The following is a 21,419-nucleotide window of genomic DNA, read 5'->3' as shown; positions in this document are numbered from 1 at the left end:
GGGCGCTGCAAACCCTGCTGATGCAGGGCCGCTTGGGGATGAACCCCAAGCATAGTTGTTACTTGATGGTCAGGGCTTCCAGTTTGCCGCTGTTGCCATACACATAAATCGTGTCGCCCACCACCAGCGGACGGGCACGCAGGCCGTCGCTGTCGATGCGCTCACGGCCGACGAAACGACCGTCGACCTGACTCAGCAGATGCAGATAACCTTCCAGGTCACCCACAGCTACATAGCTGGAGAACACTTCCGGTGCCGACAGTTGACGGCGAGCCAGCGAGTCGTTGCTCCACAGTGCGGTGGTGGAACGCTCGTCGACGCCTTCAACGGTGCCCGAAGACAGGCTCACGTAGACGCTGCCGAAACCTTGAGCGATACCGGCATAGCTCGACGCATCGCGCTGCCACAGTTGACGACCGCTTTCCAGGTCCAGTGCCGCAACGCGACCCTGATAACTGGCCACGTACAGCGTGCCGCCGGACAGCAGCAGACCGCCGTCGATGTCGACCACGCGCTCCAGTTCCGAACGACCTTGCGGAATGGCGATGCGTTGTTCCCACACCGGCACGCCGTTGGAGATGTCCAGCGCGACCACTTTACCGGTCGACAGCCCAGCTACCGCCAGACGGTTGGTCACCAGCGGAGCACTGGTGCCACGCAGGGTCAGGACCGCCGGGGTGCTGTCATACACCCAGCGCTGGTTGCCGGTGGCAGCGTCCAGACCGATCAGACGATCGTCCTGGGTCTGCACAACGACCACGTCGCCATTGTTGGCCGGCGGCGCGAGGACTTCACTGTTGACGCGGGCACGCCACTTCTCTTCACCATTGCTAGTGTCCAGAGCGACGACTTCGCCACGCAGGGTACCGATCAGTACCAGACCGTAACCCACGCCAACGGCGCCGGAGACAGGCAGTTCCAGATCCTGGTCCCACTTCACCTCGCCGTTGCTGCGATCCAGCGCCATCACCACACCGGTCACATCGGCGGCGTAGATGGTGTCACCGTCGATCGCCGGCACCAGCATGTTGTAGGTTTCGCCCTGACCGTCACCGATCGAGCGGCTCCACTGCTTCTGCAGAACCACTTCTTCTTTGAAGTCGGTCAGTTCGGCCGGTGGCAATTCTTTCTTGCTGTTGCTGCTGCAACCCGCGGCCAGAAGGGCCAGAGCCAGCAATGCTGCATGCTTCCAACGGATCACGTCACGCATCCCCTTTGGCCAGGTCGTCGAGCTTGATTTGAAGGCCACCGACCGCCGCTTCATCCGACAGTGCCGCCTTGGCTTTTTGATACGCCTTGTTCGCGTCATCGGTACGGCCCAAGCGCACCAGCAGGTCGCCCTTGAGTTCTTCGCGAGTGGCCAGGAACGCTTTGTCGGCATCGCCGTCGAGCAGTTTCAGGGCGTCTTCGGCCTTGTCCTGCGCGCCCAGTACCTGCGCCAGACGCTGACGGGCGATTTCGCCCAGCGCCGGGTTGGCCGGCTTGTCGACGATGGCTTTGAGTTCGGTTGCCGCGTCGTCCAGCTTGCCGCTGTCGACCGCTACTTTGGCGACGAACAGGCTGCCGTACTGCGCGTAGGCCGAACCGCCGTATTCGCTGTTGAGCTTGCCGGCCAGATCCGCAACGCGGGCGGCATCAGGCTTGCCGTCAGGCGTCAGCGTGGTTTCCAGCAATTGCTGATAGAGCACCGAGGCGCCTTGCGACTGGTTGCTCTGGTATTTGTGATATGCCTGCCAGCCGAACACGATGACCAGCGCCAACAGGCCGCCGGTGACCAGAGGTTTGCCGTTGCGTGTCCACCAGTCCTTCAAATCCGCCAACTGTTCGTCTTCGGTACTCGACACCCCAATACTCCTTAATCGCTAAATCGGCTGTTAAGACAGCTTCAACCCTGCACGACGCAGGTGGCCAGGTGAGCGGCGAGCGCATCCCAGGCAATGCTTTGTTGTTCGCCCTGGCCACGCAGGGGTTTGAAACCTACCACTTGCTGGGCCATTTCGTCGTCACCGAGGATCAATGCGTACAGCGCACCGCTCTTGTCGGCCTTCTTGAACTGGCTTTTGAAACTGCCGGCGCCGGCATTGACTTGCAGGCGCAGGTTTGGAAGTTCATCGCGAACCCGTTCGGCCAGGGCCAGACCGGCCAGCTCGGCTTCTTCACCGAAGGCGCAGAGGTAGACGTCGACCTGACGGGCAATTTCCTGCGGGATCTGCTCAAGGGTTTCGAGCATCAATACCAGACGCTCGATGCCCATGGCGAAACCGACGCCCGGGGTTGGCTTACCGCCCATCTGCTCGACCAGACCGTCGTAACGGCCGCCCGCGCACACGGTGCCCTGGGCGCCGAGCTTGTCGGTGACCCATTCGAAAACGGTTTTGCTGTAGTAATCGAGGCCACGCACCAGTTTCGGATTGAGCACGTAAGGAATGCCAACGGCATCCAGACGCGCCTTCAGGCCTTCGAAGTGAGCGCGGGACTCGTCGTCGAGGTAGTCGGCCATTTTCGGCGCATCGACCAGCACGGCCTGGGTGTCGGCATTTTTCGTGTCGAGCACGCGCAGCGGGTTGGTTTTCAGACGACGCTGGCTGTCTTCGTCGAGCTTGTCGTGGTGCGCCGAGAGGTACTCGACCAGCGCTTCACGATAGCGACCACGGGATTCGCTGGTACCGAGGCTGTTGAGTTCGAGCTTGACCGCATCACGGATGCCCAGCTCGCCCCACAGGCGCCAGGTCATGATGATCAGCTCGGCGTCGATGTCCGGACCGTCGAGGTTGAACACTTCCAGACCGATCTGGTGGAACTGGCGATAACGGCCTTTCTGCGGACGCTCGTGGCGGAACATCGGGCCGATGTACCAGAGTTTCTGCACCTGACCACCGCCGGTGATGCCGTGTTCGAGCACTGCGCGCACACAGGCCGCAGTGCCTTCCGGACGCAGGGTCAGGGAATCACCGTTGCGGTCTTCGAAGGTGTACATCTCTTTTTCGACGATATCGGTGACTTCGCCGATCGAGCGCTTGAACAGCTCGGTGAACTCGACGATCGGCATGCGGATCTGCTTGTAACCGTAGTTATCCAGCAGACGCGCCACGGTGCCTTCGAAATAACGCCACAGCGGGGTCTGTTCGGGCAGGATGTCGTTCATGCCACGAATGGCTTGCAGAGACTTGCTCACAAAATTTCCTTAATTCGTTCGATCAGCCGCGCGCGATAACGGCAGCGTCAGCTTCGACCTTTTCGGCCGCTTTCTGGCGGATCAGCTTTTCCAGCTCGTCCACCAGATTGTCATTCGTCAGCTTCTGCGACGGCTTGCCGTCGATGTAAATCAGGTTGGGCGTGCCGCCGGTCAAGCCGATATGGGCTTCCTTGGCTTCGCCGGGGCCGTTGACCACGCAACCGATGACCGCGACATCCAGCGGCACCAGCAGGTCTTCAAGGCGCCCTTCCAGCTCGTTCATGGTTTTCACCACATCGAAGTTCTGCCGCGAGCAGCTCGGGCAGGCGATGAAGTTGATGCCACGGGAACGCAGATGCAAAGACTTGAGAATGTCGTAACCGACCTTCACTTCCTCGACCGGGTCGGCCGCCAGCGAGATGCGGATAGTATCGCCAATCCCTTCGGCGAGCAGCATACCTAGGCCCACGGCGGATTTCACCGTACCCGAACGCAAACCGCCAGCTTCAGTGATGCCGAGGTGCAGCGGCTGGACGATTTCTTTCGCCAGTAAACGGTACGCTTCGACGGCCATGAACACGTCGGAGGCCTTAACGCTGACCTTGAAGTCCTGGAAATTCAAGCGTTCAAGGTGCTCGACGTGACGCAGGGCGGATTCAACCAGCGCCGCCGGGGTCGGCTCGCCGTATTTCTTTTGCAAGTCTTTTTCCAGCGAACCGGCGTTGACGCCGATGCGGATTGGAATGCCGCGATCACGGGCGGCATCGACCACGGCACGCACACGGTCTTCGCGACCGATGTTGCCCGGGTTGATGCGCAGGCAGTCAACACCCAGTTCGGCCACGCGCAGAGCGATCTTGTAGTCGAAGTGAATGTCGGCCACCAACGGCACTTTGACCAGTTGCTTGATCCTGCCGAACGCCTCGGCGGCGTCCATGTCCGGCACCGAAACGCGAACTATGTCGACGCCGGCGGCTTCCAGACGATTGATCTGCGCCACGGTCGCAGCGACATCATTGGTATCGCTGTTGGTCATGCTCTGCACAGCGATCGGCGCGTCGCCGCCCACCGGTACGTTGCCGACCCAGATCTTGCGCGATTCGCGACGTTTGATTGGAGATTCGCCGTGCATGACTTATTGACCCAACTTCAGGCGAGCAGTCTCGCCACTGGTGAACGGAGCGATGTCGACCGGTTGGCCGTTGTAGCTGACCTGTGCTGCGCGGGCAACGCCCAGACGCACATTGAGCGGCGGTTTGCCGGAAACGCTCACGCTGTCGCCTTTATGCTTCAGACCACTGAAAATCACTTTGCCACGGCCATCGGTCACCTGTGCCCAGCAATCGCCGGTGAACTGCAATTGCACCTGGCCTTCGCCGGCAACCGGAGCAGCTGCTTCAGCGCTTGGCGCTTGGGCGACCGGCGCGGTCGGGGCAGGTGTCGCTGGGACATTCGGCGCTGGAGTGGCCGGAGCCGCCACCACTGGCGCAGGCGTCTGTGCCGGTGCGCTTGGCGCAACTGCCGGGGCAGCCGGCTCGGCTGCTGGCGCAGCAGATTCGGCGCCGGTGGATTCAGCACTGGTTTCCGACTGCGGCAAGGCCAGCGATGTCGAATTGTCAGCCTGATTTTCGGCGACAGCCTGGTCTTCCGGCTCGTCGATCGGGTGGATCTGCGTTGTGCCGTCAGCGCCTTCGACTTCGACGTGCTCCGGCGCCAGGCTGGTCAGATCGCGGGTGCGCTGCGAGGTCTGATCCTGCCACCAGACGAAACCTCCGCCGATGACCGCGATCAGCAGCAACAGGCTGACGATACGCAAAATGGTGTGGGAGACCCGCACAGGCTCTTCGATACGACCGAGGGCGTGAACGTTGCTGCCTTGGGAGTCGGTGCCGGTGGACTGGTCGAATTGCTGAACCAGAACGGTCTGGTCCATGCCGAGCAATTTGGCATAGGCGCGAATGTAACCGCGAGCGAAGGTATGCCCCGGCAGCTTGTCGAAAGCGCCGGCTTCAAGATTGCTCAGTGACGTCACGGTGAGGTTGAGCTTGAGGGCCACTTCGGCCAGCGACCAGCCATTGCTTTCGCGGGCCTGGCGCAGGGTCTCACCGGGATTTACGCGATTCGCTGCTACAACTTCGGGATGCGCCGCTTTCATCATTGCTCCGACAGGTATTGCTGATATTCCGGCGTACCGGGATAGAGTCGTTTTAATTGCAGACCGTAACTGGCTGCCTTGTCGCGATCTTCAAACACTTTTGCCAGCCGAACGCCGAGCAATAGACTACGTGCATTCTGTTCGGTGAGCTGGCTGAAACGGTCGTAATAGTCACGCGCGGGCACATAATGCCTGTCTTCGAAAGACAACTCAGCCATTTCCAGCAATGCGCGTGGTTGTTGACGGTTCAGGCGCAGGGCTTTTTCCAGCTGTTGCTGGGCCAGATCACGCTGGCCAAGCTTGGCGGCGGTCATGCCGAGGTTTTCGAAGACCCGCGAGCGCTCAGGATACAGGGTATCGGCGGCCGCTTGTTCAAAACGCTCGTAGGCTTCCTTGTAGCGCTGTTCTTCGTAGAGAAAACTGCCGTAGTTGTTGAGGATGCGCGCATCGGCGGGACGTGAGGACAGGGCCTTGCGAAAGTGCTCGTCGGCAAGTGCCGGCTCCATCTCGGCCTGAAACACCAGACCGAGGGCCGCATTGGCGTCGGGGTCGGAACCGTCCAGCTCCAGCGCTTTCTTCAATGGCACCTTGGCGCGCTCGGTCATGCCCTGCTGCAGATAGCCCAGCCCCAGTTGCACGTAGGCAGCCCGCGCTTCATCGCGGCCCTTGCTGGTCTTCATCGGGTTGTAGTCACCCGACAGGACACAACCAGCACACAGGCTGGCCAACAGCAACAGCAGCGCAAAGCGCAGGGACATAGAGATCCTCTCTTAGTTAGTGTTCGCGGCGTTCTGTGCCAGATCGCTGTCGGCGCTCAACTCGCGCACGGCGATGTAACGTTCGCTGCGACGGGTGCGATCCAGCACCTGCCCTACCAATTGACCACATGCGGCGTCGATGTCTTCACCACGAGTGGTGCGCACAGTGACGTTGAAACCGGCCTGATGCAACTGATCCTGGAAGCGGCGGATGGCATTGTTGCTCGGCCGCTCGTACCCGGAGTGCGGGAACGGATTGAACGGGATCAGGTTGATCTTGCACGGGATATCTTTAAGCAACTCGATCATTTCCACCGCGTGCTCAAGCTTGTCGTTGACATCCTTGAGCAAGGTGTACTCGATGGTCAGCACACGTTTCTCGCCAAGGGCGGACATGTAGCGCTGGCACGACTCGAGCAGCATCTTAAGCGGATATTTCTTGTTGATCGGCACCAATTGGTTACGCAATGCGTCATTTGGTGCGTGCAGGGACAACGCCAGGGACACGTCGATGTGCTTGGCCAGCTCATCGATCATCGGCACCACACCCGAGGTGGACAGGGTCACGCGGCGCTTGGAGATCCCGTAGCCGAGGTCATCCATCATCAGATGCATGGCGGCGACGACGTTGTCGAAGTTCAGCAACGGCTCGCCCATGCCCATCATCACCACGTTGGTGATGGCGCGGTCGACGGTGGCCGGGACGCTGCCGAAAGATTTGTTGGCAATCCACACCTGACCGATGACTTCGGCGGCGGTGAGGTTGCTGTTGAAGCCTTGCTTGCCGGTGGAGCAGAAACTGCAATCCAGGGCACAGCCTGCCTGGGACGAAACGCACAAGGTGCCGCGCTTGCCCTGGGGAATGTACACGGTCTCGACGCAGCTGCCGGACGCCACGCGCACCACCCATTTACGGGTGCCGTCGCTGGAGATGTCCTCGCTGACCACTTCCGGACCACGCACTTCAGCAATGGCCTTGAGCTTGTCGCGCAAGGCTTTGCTGACGTTCGTCATGGCGTCGAAATCATCGACGCCAAAGTGGTGAATCCATTTCATTACCTGACCGGCACGGAAACGCTTCTCCCCGATTGAGTCGAAGAATTTTTCCATTTCCGGCTGGGTCAGACCCAGCAGGTTTGTTTTAACAGTCGATGTAGTCATGGATTCACCTTCACTCTGCAAGCAATGCTTAGCGAGTGGTTACTTCAGTAGCTGCGAAGAAGTAAGCGATTTCGCGAGCGGCAGCAGCTTCGGAGTCCGAACCGTGAACGGCGTTGGCGTCGATCGATTCAGCGAAGTCAGCACGGATGGTGCCGGCAGCAGCTTCTTTAGGGTTGGTAGCGCCCATCAGCTCACGGTTGCGAGCGATAGCGTTTTCGCCTTCCAGAACCTGAACGACAACCGGGCCGGAAGTCATGAATGCAACCAGGTCACCGAAGAAACCGCGCTCGCTGTGCTCAGCGTAGAAGCCTTCGGCTTCGGCTTTGGACAGTTGCTTCAGTTTCGAAGCTACAACGCGCAGGCCAGCGTCTTCGAAGCGAGTGGTGATCTTGCCGATCACGTTTTTAGCAACGGCGTCAGGCTTGATGATGGAGAAAGTACGTTGAACAGCCATGGTGTAACTCCAGAAACGGTAATTTGCGAAAAATTAAACCCGCGAATTATACGCGGGTTCTTGGGTATTGCCTAACCTGCGAGACGATCAGTCCAATTCTGCGGCCCAGAGCTCCTGAACCGCTTCGAGCACCTTCTCGCCGACCCGGCCAGAAGTAGCATCGAAGTCAGGCAGTTCAAGAATCATCTGCTGCAAACGGACAAAACCTACAGAGTACGGGTCGAGTCCCTCATGGGCCTCGGCCAGCTCTTCTGCAATGCGTTGAACATCATTCCAACCGTAGCTCATGACAGTCTTACCAGTCAGTGCGGCGCTTCGGCCGCATGGTTAAGCGAATATTTCGGAATCTCGACGGTGAGGTCTTCCTCACCGACGATGGCCTGGCAAGCCAGACGCGATTGCGCCTCAAGGCCCCAGGCACGGTCGAGGAAGTCTTCTTCCAGCTCATCCGCCTCTTCCAGCGAGTCGAAACCCTCGCGGATGATGCAGTGGCAGGTGGTGCAGGCGCAGACGCCGCCGCACGCGCTTTCCATCTCGATATGGTGTTCGTGGGCCAGTTCGAGAATCGATGTGCCGGGCGCAGCCTCGACCACCATGCCTTCAGGGCAGAACTTCTCGTGGGGCAGAAAAATGACCTGCGGCATCAGATATCCTCGATTTCATTCAGGTTGCGCCCCGACAGAGCGGCTTTCACCGTCAGATCCATGCGGCGGGCAGCAAAAGCATCGGTCACTTGCGACAGACGTTTGGTCTGCTGCTCGATGGCGTAACCATCGGTACCTTTCATCAGTTCGGCCAGTTCCTGCATTTGCAGTTCGATGACCATGCGCTCTTCGGCGTCGAGCAAACGCTCGCCATCGGCCTCCAGCGCGCCCTGCACCGCTTCGAGCAGGCGTTGGGCATCGACTTGCTGCTCACGCAGAACGCGGGCGACCTTGTCGTCATTGGCGTGCTGGAACGAATCCTTGAGCATCTTGGCGATTTCGCCATCGGTCAGACCATAGGAAGGTTTGACCTGAATGCTCGCCTCAACGCCCGAGCCCAATTCACGGGCAGACACGCTGAGCAGACCGTCGGCATCGACCTGGAAGGTCACGCGAATTTTCGCCGCGCCCGCCACCATTGCCGGAATGCCACGCAATTCGAAACGTGCCAGAGAGCGGCAATCGCTGATCAGCTCGCGCTCACCCTGCAACACGTGGATCGCCATGGCCGACTGGCCGTCTTTATAGGTGGTGAAATCCTGAGCGCGGGCGACGGGAATGGTAGTGTTGCGCGGAATCACCTTTTCCATCAGACCGCCCATGGTTTCCAGCCCCAGGGATAGCGGAATCACGTCGAGCAGCAGCAGTTCGCCGCCATCGCGCTTGTTGCCAGCCAGGGTGTCAGCCTGGATCGCGGCCCCGATGGCCACCACTTGATCCGGGTCGATTTCCGTCAAAGGCTGACGACCGAAGGCTTCGGCAACGGCTTCACGCACACGTGGCACTCGGGTCGAACCGCCGACCATGACCACGGCGTGGACGTCTTCCAGTTCAATACCGGAATCGCGAACGGCGCGGCGGCAGGCTTTCAGGCTGCGTGCGACCATTGGCTCGATCAACGCATCGAAGGCTTCGCGGGTCAACTGGGCTTTCCAGTCGCCGTAAGCCACTTCCACACTGGCCGCATCGGTCAGGGCTTCTTTGGCAGCGCAGGCGGTTTGCAGCAGATTGCGCTGTGCGCCCGGATCGAGATCGGCGGACAGGCCAGCGCTCTCGATGATCCAGCCGGCAATCGCGTGATCGAAATCATCGCCGCCCAGCGCGCTGTCGCCGCCAGTGGCCAGAACCTCAAAGACGCCGCCAGTCAGACGCAGAATGGAAATATCGAAAGTACCGCCGCCCAGGTCATATATCGCCACCAGACCTTCAGCGTGCTGATCCAGACCGTAAGCCACCGCAGCCGCAGTCGGCTCGTTGAGCAGACGCAACACGTTAAGACCGGCGAGCTTGGCCGCATCTTTGGTGGCCTGACGCTGCGCATCGTCGAAGTAGGCAGGAACGGTGATCACCGCGCCAACCAGCTCGCCACCCAAGGTCGCCTCAGCGCGCTGACGCAGGACCTTGAGGATATCGGCGGAAACTTCGACCGGGCTTTTCGGGCCTTGCACGGTGTCGATGAACGGCATGTGCGATTCGCCGCCGACAAAGCGATACGGCAACTGCTCGCCCAATTGCTTGACGTCGGACAGACCACGACCCATCAAGCGCTTGACCGAGAGCACGGTGTTCAGGGGATCGGAGGCTGCTGCCAGCTTGGCGGACTCACCGACTTCGACGCGGTCGGCGTGATAACGCACGGCGGACGGCAGGATGACCTGCCCGTTGGCGTCGGCCAGCGGTTCGGAAAGACCACTGCGCAGCGCAGCGACCAGCGAATTGGTAGTACCCAAGTCGATGCCCACAGCCAGGCGACGCTGGTGCGGTTGAGGACTTTGGCCGGGTTCGGCGATCTGCAGTAGAGCCATGGTGATCAGGTCTTGTCTGTCTGTCAGCGTGCAATCAGGGCAGCACTGGGTTAATCGTCGAGGCGCTCTTCCAGCTGGCGCACTTCGTAGGTGAGCTTGTCGAGGAACTGCATGCGCCGCATCAGGCGTTCGGCCTGTTCACGTTGCGCTGCATCATCCCAACAGGCTGCGAAGCTTTCGTTGAGCTGTTCCTGAGCTGCCTTCAAACGCCGCTTGAATACCGCAACACCGTCGAGATCGGCACTGTCCTGCAGATCTTCGAGTTCTTCGCGCCATTGCATCTGCTGCAGAAGAAACTCGGGATCGTGGACCGTGACTTCCATCGGCACTTCATGCCCGCTGATTTTCAGCAGGTAGCGTGCGCGCTGGGCCGGACTCTTGAGCGTCTGGTAGGCGTCGTTGAGCCGCGCCGATTGCTCGAGCGCCGAGCGCTGCTCGCGTTCGGATGCATCGGCAAAACGGTCAGGATGGACGCCGCGCGCCAACTCACGGTAGCGCGTGGCCAACTGCTCGAGATCCAGGCGGAAGCTCGGTTGCAGCTCGAATAAAGCGAAATGACAAGGAATACCCACGACCAGCCTCAGATGTTGAAGCTTTCGCCGCAGCCACATTCACCGCGCACGTTGGGGTTATTGAACTTGAAGCCTTCGTTCAACCCTTCCTTGACGAAGTCGAGCTCGGTGCCGTCCAGGTAGGCCAGGCTTTTCGGGTCGATGATCACTTTTTCGCCGTGACTCTCGAACACCTGATCTTCCGCCACTACCTCGTCGACAAACTCCAGCACGTAGGCAAGGCCGGAACAGCCTGTGGTGCGAACACCCAGACGAATCCCTTCACCTTTGCCGCGCCCGTCGAGGGAGCGCCGCACGTGTCGAGCAGCCGCTTCTGTCATGCTGATAGCCATCGTTGACTCCTTACTCGTCGCCGAATCTTGAAATTCAGATCAAGCCTTTCTTCTGCTTGTAATCGCGAACTGCCGCCTTGATAGCGTCTTCAGCGAGCACGGAGCAGTGGATTTTCACTGGCGGCAAAGCCAGTTCTTCGGCCAGCTGAGTGTTCTTGATGGTTTCGGCTTCGTCCAGGGTCTTGCCCTTCATCCACTCGGTGGCGAGGGAGCTGGAGGCGATTGCCGAACCGCAACCGTAGGTCTTGAACTTGGCGTCTTCGATAACGCCCTGATCGTTGACCTTGATCTGCAGACGCATCACGTCGCCGCACGCCGGAGCGCCGACCATGCCGGTGCCGACATCAGGATCTTCCGCGTTCATCTTGCCGACGTTGCGCGGGTTTTCGTAGTGGTCGATGACCTTTTCGCTGTAAGCCATGATTCTCAATCCTCACTCATCAGGGCCGCTCTTGAGACCCTGCAACTGCGCTGCGTTAACGCCGCGTCGCTACAGGATCTGTATCCGGCGGCTTCTATAGTTAGTGTGCCGCCCACTCGATTTTCGAGATATCGACGCCGTCTTTGTACATGTCCCACAGCGGCGACAGAGCGCGCAGCTTGGTAACGGCCTCGCAGACTTTCTGCGCGGCGTAGTCGATTTCTTCTTCGGTGGTGAAACGGCCGAAGGTAAAGCGGATCGAGCTGTGTGCCAGTTCGTCGTTGCGGCCCAGGGCGCGCAGTACGTACGAAGGCTCCAGCGAAGCCGAGGTGCAGGCCGAACCGGACGATACCGCCAGATCCTTGAGCGCCATGATCAGCGACTCGCCTTCAACGTAGTTGAAGCTCAGGTTCAGGTTGTGCGGAACGCGGGCGGTCAGGCTGCCGTTGACGTACAGCTCTTCCAGATGCTCGACCTGCTTGTAGAAGCGATCGCTCAAGGCTTTGATGCGCACGTTTTCAGCGGCCATGTCTTCCTTGGCTACGCGGAACGCTTCGCCCATGCCGACGATCTGGTGGGTCGCCAGGGTGCCGGAACGCATGCCACGCTCGTGACCGCCGCCGTGCATGGTCGCTTCGATGCGCACACGCGGCTTGCGGCTGACGTACAGCGCGCCGATGCCTTTAGGGCCATAAGTCTTGTGGGCGGAGAACGACATCATGTCGACTTTCAGCTTCTGCAGATCGATTTCGACCTTGCCGGTGGACTGAGCCGCGTCGACATGGAACAGCACGCCTTTGGCGCGCAGCATCTCGCCGATGGCGGCGATGTCGTTGATGGTGCCGATTTCGTTGTTGACGTGCATCACCGACACCAGAATGGTGTCTTCGCGCAGTGCGGCGTCAATCATTGCCGGGGTGATCAGACCGTCTTCGGTCGGCTCGAGGTACGTCACTTCGAAGCCTTCACGCTCCAGTTGGCGCATGGTGTCGAGGACAGCCTTGTGCTCGATCTTGCTGGTGATCAGGTGCTTGCCCTTGGAGGCGTAGAAATGTGCCGCGCCCTTGATCGCCAGGTTGTCGGATTCGGTGGCACCGGAGGTCCAGACGATTTCGCGCGGGTCGGCATTGACCAGATCGGCCACCTGACGACGAGCGTTTTCGACAGACTCTTCAGCCTTCCAGCCGAACACGTGGGAACGGGACGCCGGGTTACCGAAGTTTCCGTCGACCAGCAGGCATTCACTCATTTTCTGCGCAACGCGCGGATCAACCGGGGTGGTTGCAGAGTAATCAAGGTAAATCGGCAATTTCATGGACTATCTCCTAAATCAGGGCTGGCGTGCCGCGGGTAGCTCTTCGGCTGTCATTCGACGGCGGACGCTTCAATCTTGTCCAGGCGTGGCGCCTTGCTGCTGCAACGGCGCTGGTCCTGACGCTGGGCCACTTCTTGTACCTCACGGCGAGTCACAAGGTCGGCCAAGCTGATACCGCTCAGAAATTCGTGAATCTGCAGGCTCAAGTCGCACCACAGATGATGGGTCAGGCAGGTATCGCCGGAATGGCAATCGCCCTGGCCCTGGCACTTGGTGGCATCGACCGATTCGTTCACCGCATCGATCACCTGGGCAACCTGGATGCCCTGCATGTCGCGGGACAACTGGTAGCCACCACCCGGACCGCGAACGCTGGAAACCAGGTTGCTGCGGCGCAGCTTGGCGAACAGCTGTTCGAGGTAGGACAGGGAGATGCCTTGGCGCTCGGAGATATCGGCCAGAGACACCGGCCCGTGCTGCGCGTGCAACGCCAGGTCAAGCATGGCGGTCACGGCGTATCGGCCTTTTGTAGTCAGTCGCATGGACAGTTACCACGGAGTTCGGAATGGGCGGGAGTATGCAATTCCCGAGCATTTAAGTCAACTATAAGACCTAGTGCTTTAGTCGGGTTTACCCGCAAAAGAGCGCGCGCACTATAGCAAAGACGGGGCGCGGACAGCCAGCGCAACCGCGTGATCGTTCTTCGCGAGCAGGCTCGCTCCCACATTCGAATGCATGGCTCTTGTGGGAGCGAGCCTGCTCGCGAAGGCCGCGCTGCGGTTTAGCTGGCCTGGCTCTGATCCTTGCCTTTGACGCAAGCGAAGTCTTCTTCGCGCAGCTCAGGCAGATCTTTCGCACAGTAATTGCTGCCCAGATCCTTCAGCGCGCCGCACATGCCTTCCAGACGCCCGTCCACCGCTTGCAGATGGTCGAGCAACTGGCCGATGGCGCGGGCCACCGGGTCGGGCATGTCTTCGCTGACGCCATAAGCGTCGAAGCCGATCTTTTCCGCCATGGCTTTGCGCTTGGCGTCCTGCTCTTCGTCGGTCTTGATGATGATCCGCCCCGGAATCCCCACCACCGTTGCGCCCGGCGGCACTTCTTTGGTGACCACAGCATTGGAACCGACTTTGGCGCCGGCACCCACAGTGAACGGGCCAAGCACCTTGGCGCCAGCACCAACCACCACGCCATCACCCAGCGTCGGGTGGCGCTTGCCTTTGTTCCAGCTGGTGCCGCCGAGGGTCACGCCTTGATAGATGGTGACGTCGTCGCCGATCTCGGCGGTTTCACCAATAACGATGCCCATGCCGTGGTCAATGAAGAACCGCCGACCGACCTTGGCGCCCGGATGAATCTCGATCCCGGTCAGCCAGCGACCGAAGTTCGACACCAGTCGCGCCAGCCACTTCAACTCGTTGCGCCAGAGCATGCCGGCCAGACGATGAATCCAGATCGCATGCATGCCGGGGTAGCAGGTCAGGACTTCAAAAGCGTTACGCGCCGCCGGGTCTCGATGGAATACGCTTTGGATATCTTCACGCAAACGCTCAAACATCATTTAATCCTTCCGCTTTAGAAGCTCGCCACGGGCCGCTTTCTGGGTTTCCGTGAGGATGCCACGCAAAATATTCATTTCCGCCCGGCTGACCGAGCTGCGTCCGTACAACCGGCGCAGGCGCGCCATCAAGTGGCGTGGCTTTTCCGGGTCGAGGAATTCGATGGCAACCAGCGTCTGCTCCAGGTGCTCGTAGAATCGCTCCAGCTCATCCATGGTCGCCAGCTCGGCGCTTTTCACCGAGGCCACTTCTTCTTTCTCGACCTTGCTCGGCTGACCCCGTGCGGCCAGCCAAGCCATGCGCACTTCATAACTCAACACCTGCACCGCCGCCCCGAGGTTCAGCGAACTGAAGGTCGGGTCGGAAGGGATGTGCACGTGAAAATGACATCGCTGCAGCTCTTCATTGGTCAGACCGGAGTCTTCACGGCCGAACACCAAAGCGATCTCGGCGCCCTGCCCGGCTTCCTCGACCACCTTGTTGCCGCATTCGCGCGGATCCAGCAGCGGCCAGGGAATACGCCGGTCGCGGGCGCTGGTGCCGAGCACCAGATTGCAGCCGACCAGAGCATCTTCCAAGGTGGCGACGACTTGCGCGTTTTCAAGGATGTCACCGGCACCGGAGGCGCGGGCGTCGGCCTCGTGGTGCGGGAAGACCCGCGGTTCGACCAGCACCAGTCGCGACAGACCCATGTTTTTCATGGCGCGCGCGGCCCCGCCGATGTTGCCGGGGTGGCTGGTGTTGACCAGGACGACACGAATGTTCTGCAGCAAGGGAGGCGCTCTCGGACACAGGAAAGGGGGGCAAATCTTACAGAACAGCCTACCGTTAAGCTATGAAAGCGAACAGCGTCCTTCACCTGAAGAAAAGTTCTGATAGAATGCGCGGCTTTCTTTAACAACCTTAGGTGACACATCCATGCAGCCCATGCTGAATATCGCGCTGCGCGCCGCCCGCAGCGCCAGTGAACTGATCTTCCGCTCCATCGAGCGCCTGGATACCATCAAGGTCGACGAAAAAGACGCCAAGGATTACGTATCCGAGGTCGATCGCGCCGCTGAACAGAAAATCATCGATGCCCTGCGCAAGGCTTACCCGAATCACTCGATTCAGGGTGAAGAAACCGGCCTGCACGCTGGCACCGGCATCGAAGGCGAAGAGTACCTGTGGATCATCGATCCGCTGGACGGCACCACCAACTTCCTCCGTGGCATTCCGCACTTTGCAGTGAGCATTGCCTGCAAATATCGTGGTCGCCTGGAACACGCAGTGGTTCTGGACCCGGTTCGCCAGGAAGAATTCACCGCCAGCCGTGGTCGCGGCGCTCAACTGAACGGTCGTCGCCTGCGCGTAAGCGGTCGCACCAGCCTCGACGGCGCCCTGCTCGGCACTGGCTTCCCGTTCCGTGACGACCAGATGGATAACCTCGACAACTATCTGGGCATGTTCCGCGCCCTGGTTGGCCAGACTGCCGGCATCCGCCGCGCCGGTTCGGCGAGCCTGGACCTGGCCTACGTGGCTGCCGGTCGTTTCGATGCGTTCTGGGAATCGGGCCTGTCCGAGTGGGACATGGCTGCAGGCGCCCTGCTGATTCAAGAAGCCGGCGGCCTGGTGAGCGACTTCACCGGCGGTCACGACTTCCTTGAGAAAGGCCACATCGTTGCCGGCAACACCAAATGCTTCAAGGCAGTGCTGACGGCGATCCAGCCGCACCTGCCGGCCTCGCTGAAGCGCTAAGCTTTACGCGAAACCAAAAAGCACCCTTCGGGGTGCTTTTTTATGCCTGCAATTCCAAACAGCACAATTCCCTGTGGGAGCGAGCCTGCTCGCGAATGGGCGTGTCAACAAAGGAAATATCAACTGTTGGACCGCATTCGCGAGCAGGCTCGCTCCCACAGGTGAGAATCGCGCGCTGCCCTGAATCGCGGGTATAAAAAAAGCACCCCGCAGGGTGCTTCTTTTCACAACAGTAGCGCTTTACTGACCTGGCTCATTCTGCGACAGGATCAGCTTGCCTTCCTTGTCGACCGGAATCTGGTTGCCCGGATCGCGATCCATCCGCACTTTGCCTTCCTTGCCATCAAGCGAGTAACGCACGTCGTAACCGACGACCTTGTCGCTGATGTCATTGACCGTGTTGCAGCGGGTTTGCGTAGTGGTGTAGGTGTCACGCTCCTGCATGCCCTCCTGCACCTTGTTGCCCGCGTAACCGCCACCGACCGCACCGGCCACCGTGGCAATCTTCTTGCCGGTACCGCCGCCAATCTGGTTGCCCAGCAAACCACCGGCCAGCGCGCCGACCACGGTACCGGCGATCTGGTGTTGATCTTTTACCGGTGCCTGACGGGTCACCGTTACATCCTTGCATACTTCACGTGGAGTCTTGATCTGTGTCTTGACCGGCTCAACGGCTAATACTTGCGCATACTCAGGGCCGCTTTTAACCAGGCTGTAGGTGGCAACAGCACCCCCGGCTGTGACACCGACAGCACCCAATACCGCACCAACCAGCAACGACTTGTTCACATGAACCTCCTGACCATCACATGCGGGACGCGCCCGCGCTTCTCCCAGCCTTGGAGCACAAAAAAAGGCGCGAGTTCAACTCGCGCCTTTTGTTGGCTGACAGCCGGAAAAATCGCTGGCCGTTATGGACGGTCGTCGACTTCCTTGTCGGTGTTAGCCGGAGGAATCAGATCCTCGGTGGTCAGGTTCAGCCAGATCAGCACCACGTTGGCGATGTAGATCGACGAGTAGGTACCCGCCAGTACACCGATGAACAGTGCGATGGAGAAACCGAACAGGTTGTCGCCACCGAAGAACAGCAGCGCCGCGATCGCCAGCAGAGTGGAGATCGACGTCGCCATGGTGCGCAGCAGGGTCTGGGTGGTCGAGATGTTGATGTTCTCGATCAGCGTCGCCTTGCGCAGCACGCGGAAGTTCTCACGCACCCGGTCGAAAACCACGATGGTGTCGTTCAGCGAGTAACCGATGATCGCCAGCACCGCTGCCAGCACCGTCAGATCGAAGGTGATCTGGAAGTACGAGAGGATACCCACGGTCACGATGACGTCGTGGATCAGCGAGACAATGGCGCCGACCGCAAACTTCCACTGAAAGCGGAAGGCCAGGTAGATCAGGATGCCGCCGAGCGCCAGCAGCATGCCGAGGCCGCCCTGGTCGCGCAGCTCTTCACCGACCTGCGGGCCGACGAACTCGACACGCTTGACCGTCGCCGGGTTGTCGCCGCCGACTTTCTGCAATGCGTCTGCGACCTGATGGCCCAACTGCGGGTCTTCACCCGGCATGCGCACCAACAGATCGGTCGTCGCACCGAAGTTCTGCACCACGGCTTCGTGATAACCGGAGGTCGCCAGTTGCTCGCGCACCTTGGTGACATCGGCCGGACGCTCGTAGGTCAGCTCGATGAGCGTACCGCCGGTGAAGTCCAGGCCCCAGTTCATGCCCTTGGTGGCGACACTGAACAAGGCAATGACGGTAAGCAGCAATGTGACGCCGAACGCGAAGTTGCGAACGCCCATGAAGTTGATTGTACGTAACATGGCAGCCCCTTAAATCCACAACTTCTTGAAGTCACGTCCGCCAAAGATCAGGTTGACCATTGCGCGGGTCACCATGATGGCCGTGAACATCGAGGTAAAGATCCCGAGGGACATCGTCACTGCGAAACCCTTCACCGGGCCGGTGCCCATGGCGAAGAGAATGCCGCCGACCAGCAAGGTGGTCAGGTTGGCGTCGAGAATCGCGGTGAATGCCCGGCCGAAGCCTTCGTTGATTGCCCGCTGCACAGTCATGCCGGCGGCGATCTCTTCACGAATCCGCGAGAAGATCAGTACGTTGGCGTCGACCGCCATACCCATGGTCAGGACGATACCGGCGATACCCGGCAGGGTCAGCGTGGCGCCCAGCAACGACATCAACGCCAGCAGCAGCACCATGTTCACCGCCAGCGCGACGGTGGCGATGACGCCGAAGAAGCGGTAGATGGCGATGATGAACAGCGATACGAACAGCATGCCCCACAGGGAAGCGTCGATACCTTTGGTGATGTTGTCAGCACCCAGGCTCGGACCGATTGTGCGCTCTTCAGCGAAGTACATCGGTGCAGCCAGACCACCGGCACGCAGCAGCAGTGCCAGCTCGGACGACTCGCCCTGACCGTTCAGGCCAGTGATGCGGAATTGCGCACCCAGCGGCGACTGAATGGTCGCCAGGCTGATGATCTTCTTCTCTTCCTTGAACGTCTGCACCGCAACGTCTTTCTCGACGCCATCAACCACTTGTTTGGTGTAAGTGGTGACCGGACGCTGTTCGATGAAGATCACCGCCATGCTGCGGCCGACGTTGGAACGGGTCGCGCGGCTCATCAGCTCGCCACCGTGGCCATCCAGACGGATGTTCACTTCAGGCGTGCCGTGCTCGCCGAAACCGGCCTTGGCGTCGGTGACCTGGTCACCGGTGATGATCAGACCACGCTCGATCTGTGCTGGCGGACGGTTGCCCTCGCGGAATTCGAACGATTCGGAAGTGGCTTTCGAAGCGCCCGGCTCGGCGGCCAGACGGAACTCAAGGTTGGCCGTCTTGCCGAGAATACGCTTGGCTTCGGCAGTGTCCTGCACGCCCGGCAGCTCAACCACGATGCGGTTGGCGCCCTGACGCTGCACGATCGGTTCGGCAACACCCAACTCGTTGACGCGGTTACGTACCGTGGTCAGGTTCTGCTTGATGGAGTATTCACGGATTTCCGCCAGCTTGGCCGGGGTCATCGCCAGACGCAGCACCGGTTGACCGTTGAGGTCGGCCGGAACAATGTCGAAATCGTTGAAGTTCTTGCGGATCAGCGCACGGGCCTGTTCGCGGGAGTCTTCATCGCTGAAGCCCAACTGAATGGCACCGCCCAGTTGCGGCAGGCTGCGATAGCGCAGCTTCTCTTTGCGCAGCAGGCTTTTGACGTCGCCTTCGTAGACTTTCAGGCGCGCATCGAGAGCTTTGTCCATGTCCACTTCGAGCAGGAAGTGCACACCACCGGACAAGTCCAGACCCAGCTTCATCGGGTGCGCACCGAGGTTGCGCAGCCATTGCGGGGTGGTCTGTGCCAGGTTCAGCGCGACGACGTAGTCATCACCCAATGCCTTACGTACAACGTCTTTGGCCGGCAGCTGGTCTTCAGCCTTGCTCAGACGGATCAGACCGCCCTTGCCGCCCGCCGTCAGCGTTGCCGCCTTGACGTTGATGCCGGACTCTTTCAGCGCTGTGCTGACGCGAGCCAGATCTGCGTCATTGACCTGCAGAGCCGTGCTGGCGCCGCTGATCTGAATGGCCGGGTCATCGGGGTAAAGATTGGGAGCGGAATAAATCAGACCGATCGCCAGCACCGCCAGGATCAGAATGTATTTCCACAGAGGGTATTTGTTCAGCATCACGCCGCCCGTTATGAACGCGGGGCGCCTTGCGCGCCCCGTCGATTGAGTAGAAGTTGTTGCTCTTAGATCGCTTTCAGCGTGCCTTTTGGCAGCGTGGCGGCGATGGCGCCTTTCTGGAACTTCATTTCCACGGTGTCGGACACTTCCAGAACCACGAAGTCATCGGCAACCTTGGTGATCTTGCCGGCGATGCCGCCAGTGGTCACGACTTCGTCGCCCTTCTGCAGGCTGCTCAGCAGGTTCTTCTGCTCTTTGGCGCGCTTGGCCTGTGGACGCCAGATCATCAGGTAGAAGATGACCAGGAAGCCGACCAGGAAAATCCACTCGAAGCCGCCGCCCATTGGGCTTGCAGCAGCCGGTGCAGCTGCGTCAGCCATGGCGTTAGAGATAAAAAAGCTCATTTAGCACTCCAGTTGCAAATGTTGAATCTTGGGGTCAGAAAACTCAGTCCAAAGGCGGGACGGGAAGTCCGCGTTTGGCGTAGAAGGCATCGACAAAGGCGGCCAATGTACCCTGTTGAATAGCCTCGCGCAAACCAGCCATCAGCACCTGATAATGGCGCAAGTTATGGATGGTATTGAGCATGCTGCCGAGCATTTCGCCGCACTTGTCCAGGTGATGCAGATAAGCGCGCGAGAAGTTCTGGCAGGTGTAGCAATCGCAGGTCGGATCCAGCGGCGATTCATCATGGCGATGGAACGCGTTACGGATCTTCAGCACACCGGTATCGATGAACAGATGCCCATTGCGGGCATTACGGGTTGGCATCACGCAATCGAACATGTCCACCCCGCGGCGCACACCCTCAACCAGATCTTCCGGTTTGCCAACGCCCATAAGGTAACGAGGTTTGTCAGCGGGCATCTGGCCCGGCAGATAATCCAGCACCTTGATCATTTCGTGCTTCGGTTCGCCCACCGACAGACCGCCAATGGCGAGGCCGTCGAAGCCGATCTTGTCGAGGCCTTCGAGCGAGCGCATGCGCAGGTTTTCATGCATGCCGCCCTGGACGATACCGAACAGCGCTGCGGTGTTGTCGCCGTGGGCATTCTTCGAACGCTGCGCCCAGCGCAGCGACAACTCCATCGATACGCGCGCGACGTCTTCGTCAGCCGGATACGGCGTGCATTCGTCGAAGATCATCACAATGTCGGAACCGAGATCGCGCTGCACCTGCATCGACTCTTCCGGACCCATGAACACTTTGGCGCCGTCGACCGGAGAAGCGAAGGTCACACCCTCCTCCTTGATCTTGCGCATCGCGCCGAGGCTGAACACCTGGAAGCCGCCGGAGTCGGTGAGGATCGGGCCTTTCCACTGCATGAAATCGTGCAGGTCGCCGTGCTCCTTGATCACTTGAGTGCCGGGACGCAGCCACAGGTGAAAGGTGTTGCCCAGAATGATTTCCGCGCCCGTGGCGACGATGTCGCGCGGCAGCATGCCCTTGACCGTGCCGTACGTGCCGACCGGCATGAACGCCGGGGTCTCGACGGTGCCACGGGGGAAGGTCAGGCGACCACGACGAGCCTTGCCATCGGTGGCCAGCAGCTCAAAGGACATTCGA

General features: G+C 60.1%; 24 protein-coding genes. 1 reads left to right on the top strand and 23 read right to left on the bottom strand.

The features are described from left to right. Positions 1-58 precede the first annotated feature (58 nt). The 18 genes from bamB to trmJ all read right to left on the bottom strand — a co-directional run bounded on the left by bamB (position 59) and on the right by trmJ (position 15,184). Positions 59-1,210, bottom strand: coding sequence for an outer membrane protein assembly factor BamB (gene bamB / locus AC0IXA_RS16670; RefSeq protein ID WP_341638855.1), 1,152 nt, complete (start codon positions 1,208-1,210; stop codon positions 59-61). Continuing rightward, a complete protein-coding gene (locus tag AC0IXA_RS16665; protein WP_016773334.1) occupies positions 1,203-1,844 on the bottom strand; it encodes a tetratricopeptide repeat protein in 642 nt (213 codons plus the stop codon). The genes bamB and AC0IXA_RS16665 overlap by 8 nt, the downstream gene beginning before the upstream one ends. 41 nt (positions 1,845-1,885) lie before the next feature. Further along, complete coding sequence (hisS, locus tag AC0IXA_RS16660) at positions 1,886-3,175, bottom strand: histidine--tRNA ligase (protein ID WP_016773333.1); 1,290 nt, start codon at positions 3,173-3,175, stop codon at positions 1,886-1,888. Positions 3,176-3,197: 22 nt separating this feature from the next. Beyond that, positions 3,198-4,307 (bottom strand): flavodoxin-dependent (E)-4-hydroxy-3-methylbut-2-enyl-diphosphate synthase, encoded by a 1,110-nt coding sequence (gene ispG, locus AC0IXA_RS16655; protein ID WP_042608337.1) that lies wholly within the window; start codon positions 4,305-4,307, stop codon positions 3,198-3,200. Between the two features lie 3 nt (positions 4,308-4,310). Next, the gene (locus AC0IXA_RS16650; RefSeq protein ID WP_024014213.1) at positions 4,311-5,330 is read right to left on the bottom strand and encodes a RodZ domain-containing protein; all 1,020 of its coding nucleotides are present in this window, start codon (positions 5,328-5,330) and stop codon (positions 4,311-4,313) included. Further along, positions 5,330-6,088 carry a type IV pilus biogenesis/stability protein PilW gene (gene pilW, locus AC0IXA_RS16645; protein WP_016773330.1) on the bottom strand — a complete coding sequence of 253 codons (759 nt, stop codon included), beginning with the start codon at positions 6,086-6,088 and terminating at the stop codon, positions 5,330-5,332. The genes AC0IXA_RS16650 and pilW overlap by 1 nt, the downstream gene beginning before the upstream one ends. A gap of 12 nt (positions 6,089-6,100) precedes the next feature. Next, on the bottom strand, positions 6,101-7,249 hold the full coding sequence (rlmN, locus tag AC0IXA_RS16640) for a dual-specificity RNA methyltransferase RlmN (RefSeq protein ID WP_024014215.1): 1,149 nt from the start codon (positions 7,247-7,249) through the stop codon (positions 6,101-6,103). A 28-nt stretch (positions 7,250-7,277) separates the two neighbouring features. Then, the gene (ndk, locus tag AC0IXA_RS16635) at positions 7,278-7,703 is read right to left on the bottom strand and encodes a nucleoside-diphosphate kinase (RefSeq protein ID WP_024014216.1); all 426 of its coding nucleotides are present in this window, start codon (positions 7,701-7,703) and stop codon (positions 7,278-7,280) included. Positions 7,704-7,790: 87 nt separating this feature from the next. After that, positions 7,791-7,991 (bottom strand): Fe-S cluster assembly protein IscX, encoded by a 201-nt coding sequence (gene iscX, locus AC0IXA_RS16630; protein ID WP_016773328.1) that lies wholly within the window; start codon positions 7,989-7,991, stop codon positions 7,791-7,793. Positions 7,992-8,005: 14 nt separating this feature from the next. Beyond that, positions 8,006-8,347, bottom strand: a complete 342-nt coding sequence (gene fdx, locus AC0IXA_RS16625) for an ISC system 2Fe-2S type ferredoxin (protein ID WP_016773327.1) — start codon at positions 8,345-8,347, stop codon at positions 8,006-8,008. Continuing rightward, positions 8,347-10,212 carry a Fe-S protein assembly chaperone HscA gene (gene hscA / locus AC0IXA_RS16620; RefSeq protein WP_073473310.1) on the bottom strand — a complete coding sequence of 622 codons (1,866 nt, stop codon included), beginning with the start codon at positions 10,210-10,212 and terminating at the stop codon, positions 8,347-8,349. Before hscA ends, fdx begins: the two co-directional genes overlap by 1 nt. 50 nt (positions 10,213-10,262) lie before the next feature. Next, complete coding sequence (gene hscB / locus AC0IXA_RS16615) at positions 10,263-10,784, bottom strand: co-chaperone HscB (RefSeq protein WP_016773325.1); 522 nt, start codon at positions 10,782-10,784, stop codon at positions 10,263-10,265. Between the two features lie 8 nt (positions 10,785-10,792). Beyond that, complete coding sequence (iscA, locus tag AC0IXA_RS16610; protein ID WP_003227904.1) at positions 10,793-11,116, bottom strand: iron-sulfur cluster assembly protein IscA; 324 nt, start codon at positions 11,114-11,116, stop codon at positions 10,793-10,795. A gap of 34 nt (positions 11,117-11,150) precedes the next feature. Then, entirely contained in the window at positions 11,151-11,537 is a 387-nt protein-coding gene (iscU, locus tag AC0IXA_RS16605; RefSeq protein WP_003227907.1) for a Fe-S cluster assembly scaffold IscU, read from the bottom strand. Positions 11,538-11,637: 100 nt separating this feature from the next. Then, entirely contained in the window at positions 11,638-12,852 is a 1,215-nt protein-coding gene (locus tag AC0IXA_RS16600) for an IscS subfamily cysteine desulfurase (protein ID WP_016773324.1), read from the bottom strand. 50 nt (positions 12,853-12,902) lie between these two features. Next, the gene (iscR, locus tag AC0IXA_RS16595; protein ID WP_016773323.1) at positions 12,903-13,394 is read right to left on the bottom strand and encodes a Fe-S cluster assembly transcriptional regulator IscR; all 492 of its coding nucleotides are present in this window, start codon (positions 13,392-13,394) and stop codon (positions 12,903-12,905) included. Between the two features lie 239 nt (positions 13,395-13,633). Then, the gene (cysE, locus tag AC0IXA_RS16590; RefSeq protein ID WP_253495690.1) at positions 13,634-14,410 is read right to left on the bottom strand and encodes a serine O-acetyltransferase; all 777 of its coding nucleotides are present in this window, start codon (positions 14,408-14,410) and stop codon (positions 13,634-13,636) included. A 3-nt stretch (positions 14,411-14,413) separates the two neighbouring features. Continuing rightward, positions 14,414-15,184 carry a tRNA (cytosine(32)/uridine(32)-2'-O)-methyltransferase TrmJ gene (gene trmJ / locus AC0IXA_RS16585; RefSeq protein ID WP_471813909.1) on the bottom strand — a complete coding sequence of 257 codons (771 nt, stop codon included), beginning with the start codon at positions 15,182-15,184 and terminating at the stop codon, positions 14,414-14,416. A 145-nt stretch (positions 15,185-15,329) separates the two neighbouring features. Between trmJ and suhB the strand changes: the two genes are divergently transcribed. Then, positions 15,330-16,148 (top strand): type III secretion system regulator SuhB, encoded by an 819-nt coding sequence (gene suhB / locus AC0IXA_RS16580; protein ID WP_016773320.1) that lies wholly within the window; start codon positions 15,330-15,332, stop codon positions 16,146-16,148. A gap of 240 nt (positions 16,149-16,388) precedes the next feature. On the opposite strand, the gene AC0IXA_RS16575 is transcribed toward suhB, so the two are convergent. The 5 genes from AC0IXA_RS16575 to tgt all read right to left on the bottom strand — a co-directional run bounded on the left by AC0IXA_RS16575 (position 16,389) and on the right by tgt (position 21,415). After that, entirely contained in the window at positions 16,389-16,937 is a 549-nt protein-coding gene (locus tag AC0IXA_RS16575) for a glycine zipper 2TM domain-containing protein (RefSeq protein WP_007956693.1), read from the bottom strand. A gap of 122 nt (positions 16,938-17,059) precedes the next feature. Beyond that, positions 17,060-17,974, bottom strand: a complete 915-nt coding sequence (secF, locus tag AC0IXA_RS16570) for a protein translocase subunit SecF (protein ID WP_110603668.1) — start codon at positions 17,972-17,974, stop codon at positions 17,060-17,062. Between the two features lie 9 nt (positions 17,975-17,983). Then, on the bottom strand, positions 17,984-19,852 hold the full coding sequence (gene secD / locus AC0IXA_RS16565; RefSeq protein WP_016773318.1) for a protein translocase subunit SecD: 1,869 nt from the start codon (positions 19,850-19,852) through the stop codon (positions 17,984-17,986). Positions 19,853-19,917: 65 nt separating this feature from the next. After that, positions 19,918-20,256, bottom strand: a complete 339-nt coding sequence (gene yajC, locus AC0IXA_RS16560) for a preprotein translocase subunit YajC (RefSeq protein WP_016773317.1) — start codon at positions 20,254-20,256, stop codon at positions 19,918-19,920. A 43-nt stretch (positions 20,257-20,299) separates the two neighbouring features. Then, complete coding sequence (gene tgt, locus AC0IXA_RS16555) at positions 20,300-21,415, bottom strand: tRNA guanosine(34) transglycosylase Tgt (protein ID WP_160768392.1); 1,116 nt, start codon at positions 21,413-21,415, stop codon at positions 20,300-20,302. Positions 21,416-21,419 lie beyond the last annotated feature (4 nt).

The sequence above is a fragment of the Pseudomonas sp. AC083 genome, from assembly GCF_979253165.1.
The sequence above is the reverse complement of the archived record's forward strand: the minus strand, read 5'-3'. Positions and strand labels throughout refer to the sequence as shown.